Annotated in this window: 5 protein-coding genes; 1 reads left to right on the top strand and 4 read right to left on the bottom strand. The window is 35.1% G+C overall.

Translation table 11 applies throughout. From position 1 onward, the window contains the following. Positions 1-664: 664 nt before the first annotated feature. The 4 genes from lysS to F6K54_RS16050 all read right to left on the bottom strand — a co-directional run bounded on the left by lysS (position 665) and on the right by F6K54_RS16050 (position 5,099). Positions 665-1,822, bottom strand: a complete 1,158-nt coding sequence (lysS, locus tag F6K54_RS16065) for a homocitrate synthase (protein ID WP_293079153.1) — start codon at positions 1,820-1,822, stop codon at positions 665-667. A 933-nt stretch (positions 1,823-2,755) separates the two neighbouring features. Further along, positions 2,756-3,616: an AAA family ATPase gene (locus F6K54_RS16060; RefSeq protein WP_293079151.1), complete on the bottom strand. Its 861-nt coding sequence runs from the start codon at positions 3,614-3,616 to the stop codon at positions 2,756-2,758. 107 nt (positions 3,617-3,723) lie between these two features. Continuing rightward, positions 3,724-4,875, bottom strand: a complete 1,152-nt coding sequence (locus F6K54_RS16055) for a transposase (protein WP_293079157.1) — start codon at positions 4,873-4,875, stop codon at positions 3,724-3,726. An 11-nt stretch (positions 4,876-4,886) separates the two neighbouring features. After that, entirely contained in the window at positions 4,887-5,099 is a 213-nt protein-coding gene (locus tag F6K54_RS16050) for a helix-turn-helix domain-containing protein (protein WP_293079155.1), read from the bottom strand. Between the two features lie 77 nt (positions 5,100-5,176). On the opposite strand from F6K54_RS16050, the gene F6K54_RS16045 reads away from it, so the two are divergent. Next, the gene (locus F6K54_RS16045) at positions 5,177-6,145 is read left to right on the top strand and encodes an acetamidase/formamidase family protein (protein WP_293079149.1); all 969 of its coding nucleotides are present in this window, start codon (positions 5,177-5,179) and stop codon (positions 6,143-6,145) included. The last annotated feature ends 1,474 nt before the right edge of the window (positions 6,146-7,619 follow it).

Raw genomic sequence — 7,619 nt, 5'->3', positions numbered from 1 at the left:
CAAGAAACGGACGTGGAGGCAAGCGTCAGACTACTGCCAAAGTAGCAGCAGCCTGTGAGACGTCAACCCACCGAGGAGCTAAGGCTCGGTAGGAATCCCCGTGCCTTTAGGCCGGGGAGGATGTCAATGTTGACTGCTTATATCAAATCCGTTTAATTCGGTAATAAAAACATTCTTTATCTTCACCATTACCAAATTTTATAAATTTTTTCCCTCCAGACTCCAGACTCCTGACTCCTACTTCAAAAGATATTATACCGATGCCACCGGATTTGATATTACCGAATAATTAATAATTAGGGTTTGCTGAAAAAGTCTTATGGGTTAAGAGTAGGAGACAGGAGACAGGAGACAGGAGACAGGAGAAATGGAAATTATAGAGGAGGTAGTCGTAAAAATTGTAAGAGTGATTTTTCTGCCATAATCATCCCAAAATACTAGCATGCATGAGCTTTTCGGTCTAAAAGCTTGTACTTTTTTTGACCCAAAAAGGCTGAAACCAATATCAGTCAATGCTTTGATATTTAATCAGCAAACCCTAATTAATAATTAAATAATTTCGGTTTAAAGCCTCCCCTTTTAAGGGGAAAAAAAGTACTAGGATATTTCCTGATATTCAATTCCGTAACGGTTTTAACCAGAGGTAATTATCAATTATCAATTATCAATTATCAATTAATGAAATATTTTTTTGGGATGATAACAAAATTTCATCCACGTTTTCTAAAGTCATTTTTTGTCGTTCAGCTAAATTTTTAATTGTTTGAGTAATAGCTTGAATTTGGAAGTTGTCTAAATTCAGGCCGAGTTGAATAGCACGATGAGCAATACTATTTTTACCTGTAAGTTTATGATTAATTAAAATTGACCGATTCAAATCAAAATCAGTGGGATTTATTGCTTCATAAGTTCTAGAATTATTGAGCATTGCTTTAGTATGAACTCCTGCTTTATGATAAAATGCAGCTTCTCCTACAATACAATGATTAAAAGGAATAGAAAGTTCAATTTTTTCCGCTACTAATTGATTTAATTTATGAAGATAAGGCAGATAATATTTATGATTTAAAGTTTCTGGATCGAGGGTATAAAGACGAGCAATTAATCCAGCTAAAGGAGTAATACCATTACGTTCACCAATTCCTAAAACAGTTGTATCAATATGAGTTGCCCCCGCTTCAAAAGCAGTAAAACTATTAGCAATGGCACAACCTGTATCATTATGAGCGTGAAATTCTATATCTTCACAAAAGCATTGTCTCATATTTTGAATTAGTTGATAAACCTGGTGGGGAGTTGCGATACCTACTGTATCAGCTATTCCAAAACGATTGACTATTCCTAATTTATTAATTGCTAAATAGACTCGCAGTAAATCTGAAAGGGAGCTACGGAATGAATCTTCAGTAGAAAAACGCAATTCTGCTTGAGGATTTTTTTGATGAATAAAAGTGATAACTTCTGTAGCTATATCAATAATTTCTTCAATACTTTTACGGTGACCAAATTGACGTAAAATTTGTGAAGTACTCATAAACAGATTAATGCCATCTACACCTGTATCTAGGGCTATTTTTGCATCTTCTAGATGGCAACGAATATGGGTAACAACCTTAGCTTGTAAACCTAATTGAACTAATTTTTGACAATCTTGATAGGATTGAGGAGAAGCTCTCGGAGAAGTAACTTCTATGTATTCTACTCCAAATTGATCTAATCCTCGAGCTATTTCAATTTTATCACTCGTAGAAAAGTTAGATTTAAAAAATTGTTCTCCTTCTCGCAGAGTAGAATCAACGATCGCTAATTTACTTAATAGCATTTTTTTAGTTTAGGCATAATTCTATAATTTTCAGCTAAACATATTACAGGAATTATGGTTAGTATGATTAATTACAATTTCTGTCACAAAAAAATGCTATATATTAAAGATATTTAAGAATATTTAAGAACATTTAAGTTATTGTTAAAACTTCGCAATCCTCAATCTTAATTAGGGTTTGCTGAAAAAGTCTTATGGGTAAGAGTAGGAGACAGGAGACAGGAGACAGGAGACAGGAGGAACTGGGAATTATAGAGGAGGTAGGAGGAAGAATAATCAAGGGTAATTGCTGCGCAACTCTCACCTAAAATGCTAATTTTTTGAACCATTATGACCTAAAAGCTTGGACTTTTTTTCAACTAAAAAATCCGCTCAAGCTTTATATGGCAATGCTTTTAGATTTAATCAGCAAACCCTAATTAGGGTTTGCGTATAGAAAGTCTTTTTGCTGGGGTAGGAGACAGGAGAAATGGGAAGTTATACCATTTTCAAAAAATATTGCTACATTGGCTATTCAAGGTATTAGGTTTTAGGTGGTAGGTGGTAGGTATAAGAAATAAATAGTGAAGATTTTTCAATTCCGTTAAGCATCTATAATTTTACTGTAACAATCTTTCTCAAATTTGGTATTAGAGAAGGTAGGAGTAAGAATTTTCCCAAGATTGTTATGCCCAACGAGGTGTTTCTTTGAAGTATCGAATATAGCAGTTATCTTAATTCTTATGTATTCGTTTTTTTCTTCTTTCCTATTCCCTATTTCCTCCATACCTAAAACAAAAGTCTCCAATATCTCACAACTAAAATAATATTGCTATATCTCTTTATTTGAGTAAGTTATAGGGTTTCTCAAATTACTCAGGTACAGTCATTTTTCTTCTTTTCTATTCCCTACTCCCTACTCCCTACTCCCTACTCCCTAAAATAGTAGGAGACTTAAACCCTCGAATTTTTAAGTAATAAGTAAGCAAGAATTTTTTGAGTGATTTGTTGAGGTGAAAACTTAGTAGTATCTAAAAGCAAAGTTCGCTCAGGAGCAATTGCCTGTAAAGCTGTTTTTGTTGCTTCCGAATTGTAATTTCTGCTCTCCTCAACCAGAATATTTAATCGTTCGCAAACATCTACAGAGTTATATAGTCCTTTTTCAAGTAGAGTTAAAATTTCCTGCTCTTCATCAAAAGTAAATAAATTGGACGCTTCGGGTATGCCAAAGTCAGAAAAACTCATAATCTTTTTAGGATTAACTACTTCATTATCTGGATATTTTGTGATTCTATCGAAAGTATCACTTCTAGTTAAAAGACGTTTTAAGCGAACTGATAATGGAGCATCCAAAATTATAAATTTAGCTTTTTTCAAAGTATTAGCAGCATAAGTAACTTCATTTTCTCCCCGTAAACCATCAAAAATTAATGGACGATTAATTAAAGAGGGATTAACTTGTAACTGGGCTAAAATATGACCCATACCACCGGGAAAACTTTTTTGATATTGACGAGTATATTTGAAGCGTTCTATACGACAAATTGTTTGAACATTTTGCTCATTTGCTGCTTGAATATGAGGAATAATTAATTCTGTTGTTAGGGTACGTCGATTTGGAAGTAAAGTGAAATTTAATCCAGATTCAGTTAATGTATTAATGACTGTGCTTTTCCCTACACCAGTTAAACCTACAATAATTACTAAAGCTTCATTTTTGATAGATACCCAATCTTGAGGTAAGGGTATACCAATACCAATTCCTGGCTGTAACTGTTTAAAAGTTTGATTAGTTTTGGTTATAGCTTGAATCATTTTAAGTTAAGTTTATGAAAATTTGAAATTATTTTATTTATATAGGTATTATATACGTTGACATCCTCCCGACGCTGACCTAAGGTACAGCGCAGGATTCCCATCTATCAATCAAACAACCGAAGTTGAATTGTTGACTCAGGGCGGGTTGACACATCATTGCCATTTGCGTCCTTTTTAGGGGATGACTTACGATGGCTCTGTGTCCGTTTAATTGTCTCCGAGCGCCCCTCGGCGACTTCATTGAAAAGTGATAATTGTACAGGAGTTTCTATTACTTTAGCTTCAGTAGTTTCAACCTTGGTTTTTGGCTGAATAACTTCTAAAATATTGATAGCAGCGTTTATGTCACGATAACCTCCGGTTAAGCGTAAGCTATCGTGCAAAGTGCCACAATTTAAGCAAGTCCACTCCCTAACATTTAGCTCTTTCTTGCCACCTTTAAAACCACAATTAGAACATTTTTGAGAAGTAGGTTCCCATCTAGAAATAGTTCTAAATTCCCTTGCATATTTCTCGCATTTAGCCTCAGTTAAAGTCCTAAATTGTCTCCATCCTAAATCGCTAATTGCTTTAGCTAATTTGCGATTTTTAACCATCCCAGAAACATTCAAATCTTCTAACACAATAGTGTTATATTTTTTGACTAAATCAGTTGATAGCTTATGTAAGAAGTCTGTACGAATGTCTTTGATTTTAGCATGAAGTTTGGCTACTCTTAATCTACGTCTTTCACGACGTTTGCTGCCTTTTTCAGTACGAGGAAATTTACGTTGGAATTTAGCTAATTTTTTCAGGTTTTGTTTGAGTGGCTTAGGGGCTTCAATTTTGTCTCCATTGCTCAAAGTTGCAAAAGTTGAAATACCTAAATCAATGCCTGTTGAGTTGCTGGTTTTAGGTAATGTTTCAGGATTTGTTTCTACTACAAAACTAGCAAAATAACGATTTGCTGAGTCTTTGATTATTGTTAAAGATGTAGGCTTATTAGATAGTTCTCTAGACAAAACAATTTTAATCTTACCTACTTTTGGTAGATAGATTTTATCTTGACCAATTTTGTAATTAACTCCGACAAATCTTGCAGATTGTCTGGATTTTTTAGGCTTAAACTTTGGTGGCTTAATTTTAATCCCTTGACCTTTACCTTTACAACTGTCAAAGAAGTTTTTATAGGCTCTTTCTAAATCCTTAAGAGATTGTTGTAATGGAGTAGATGCAACTTCCTTTAACCAAGTTAACTCTTGCTTGGCCTGAGTTATGAATTGTTTAGTTAAATCAACATAGCTAGGTTTTTTTTGCCGTTAGAATATAGTTGATTGCAATGCGCTAATGTACTATTCCAAACATATCTACAGCAACCAAATAGTTGATTTAATTTGGTTATTTGAATATGATTTGGATAGATGCGGTACTTGTATCTGGACTTCAATGTTTTTGGACTTTTATTAACATTAAGTGATTTGATTGTAGCATGGGTTGGCATTCCCATACGACGCTCCCGACGAGGAGAGCGCAGGTCTTCTGCCAGCGTTAGATAAATATTAAAAAAAAATAAATAAGATGAGCAAGCACATTTTAAAAGCTCGATGTAACACTGTTCATTTAGGAGGTTTTTCCCATAAACTAGAACCAGCATTAGTCATTAATTCTGGCGATCGCATAGATATAGAAACTTACACGGGTTATTATCTTTACGACAAAGCACCTAGAGAATTTCTCACTCCAGAATTTCTAGAAATTTGTCACAATTTACCAGCAGAAAGAAAAGTTGGTGTTGGTCCTCATTTATTAACCGGACCAATATATATTAATGATGCTAAACCAGGAGATGTATTAGAAATTATTCTGGAAAATATTTACCCTAGTTTACCGATGGGGTTTAATTCTATTCGTCCGGGATGGGGTGCATTACCCGAACAATTTACGGAAGCAAAACTAAACTTTATTCCACTAGATTTAGAAAAAAAGATAGCTGAATTTCCTCCTAATAGTGGGATAAAAATTCCACTTCAACCATTTTTTGGAATTCTCGGAGTTGCTACAGAAAATACTCAACGTTCATCTATTCCTCCTGGTATTTATGGGGGAAATATTGACTGCCGAGAATTACAAGTTGGTTCGCGAATTTTTCTACCTGTTTTTGTGCCTGGTGGTTTATTTTCTATTGGTGATGGCCATTCTGCACAGGGGGATGGAGAAATAAATGTAACGGCTATTGAAACTTCAATGAATGGCGTTATTCAAATTAAGGTTAGGCAAGATTTACAACTAATTTTTCCTATGGCAGAAACATCTACTGATATTATTTCGTTTGGTTTTGGCAATACTTTAGATGCTGCTTTTGAATTAGCTTTAAAGCAAATGATTAGTTGGTTAGAAAATTTTGTTGGGTTGAGTGCTGAAGATGCTTATATTTTGTGTTCTATTGCTGTGAATTTTCACATTACTCAAGTTGTGAATAATCCTCATAAAGGAGTTCATGGAATGTTACGAAAATCAATATTACCCACAACAAACTCTATCATCTAGAATAAATTATCTTAAAACGCTGAATGCTAATAGCTGTTTATATAGCACAGAAAAGAAGCAAGATTTTTCCGGTGTTGCTGAGTGGTAATGATTTTTAGATTAAGTATCAACGTAAAATATAAGTTTTTCAATGGTTGAATAAAAAGTCATGCGTAGGGGCGAGTAACACCTAATGTTTACATACTATCACGATTTTTTTGGGGATGCAAGGGGAAATATCTTGCCGTTTTTTTGAGCTTCACAAAATGATACTTTTTCTTTGGTTTGTGAATAATAGCGTTGGCGGAGCAAGTGCGGTAGCTACATCGCTTCTACATGAGTAAATATATGGGTGAAAGTTTTTCCTGTCGCCATTCTCGCCACTTCTTTCCTGAGTGCTTCACAGGATGATAATTTTCTCTGCTTTGATGGTGTGAGTTTCCCTTCTATATGTATTCAGTGGCGAAATACTTTTTTTAGGTTGAATAAAAAGTCATGCGTAGGGGCGAGTAACACCCAATGGTTAAATAGTATCACGATTTTTTTGAGGATGCAAGGAGAAATACCTTGCCTTTTTTTTTGAGCTTCACAGGATGATGATTTTTCTTTGGTTTGTGAATATAGCGTTGGCGGAGCAAGTGCGGTAGCTACATCGCTTCTACATGAATAATATTGATACTGTTGATGGGGTGACAAATTTGGCGATAGGTACTTCTTTATCTGAGTGCTTCGCAGGATGAGGATTTTTCTCTGCTTTGGTGTCTGAGTATCCCTTCTATATGTATTCAGTAAAGAAATGCTGTTTTTGGGTTGAATAAAAAGTCATGCGTAGGGGCGAACGACTCCCAATGGTTAAATAGTATCACGATTTTTTTGAGGATGCAAGGAGAAATACCTTGCCGTTTTTTTTGAGCTTCACAGGATGATGATTTTTCTTTGGTTTGTGAATATAGCGATCGCTTTCCCTTCTACGATGAGTAATATCGACACTATGTTATGAGGTGAAAATTTTTCCTGTTGCCACTTCTTTATCTGAGTGCTTCGCAGGACGAGGATTTTTCTCTGCTTTGGTGTCTGAGTATCCGTTTTATATGTATTCAGTAATGGTTGAATAAAAAGTCATGCGTAGGGGCGAACGACTCCCAATGGTTAAATAGTATCACGATTTTTTTGAGGATGCAAGGAGAAATACCTTGCCTTTTTTTTTGAGCTTCACAGGATGATGATGTTTCTTTGGTTTAGTGAATATAGCGTTGGCGGAGCAAGTGCGGTAGCTACATCGCTTCCACATGAATAATATTGATGCTGTTGATGGGGTGACAAATTTGGCGATAGGCACTTCTTTATCTGAGTGCTTCGCAGGATGAGGATTTTTCTCTGCTTTGGTGTCTGAGTATCCCTTCTATATGTATTCAGTAAAGAAATGCTGTTTTTTAGTTGAATAAAAAGTCATGCGTAGGGGCGAACGACTCCCAATGCTTAAATAGTATCACGA

This window comes from Okeania sp. SIO3B5, from assembly GCF_010692555.1.
In the GTDB taxonomy this organism is placed as follows: Bacteria; Cyanobacteriota; Cyanobacteriia; order Cyanobacteriales; family Microcoleaceae; genus Okeania.
The sequence above is the reverse complement of the archived record's forward strand: the minus strand, read 5'-3'. Positions and strand labels throughout refer to the sequence as shown.

Coding starts and splice junctions, on each gene's coding strand:
- F6K54_RS16050 (WP_293079155.1), bottom strand. CDS start 5,099: ATGCCAACCCATGCTACAATCAAATCACTTAATGTTAATAAAAGTCCA.
- F6K54_RS16060 (WP_293079151.1), bottom strand. CDS start 3,616: ATGATTCAAGCTATAACCAAAACTAATCAAACTTTTAAACAGTTACAG.
- lysS (WP_293079153.1), bottom strand. CDS start 1,822: ATGCTATTAAGTAAATTAGCGATCGTTGATTCTACTCTGCGAGAAGGA.
- F6K54_RS16045 (WP_293079149.1), top strand. CDS start 5,177: ATGAGCAAGCACATTTTAAAAGCTCGATGTAACACTGTTCATTTAGGA.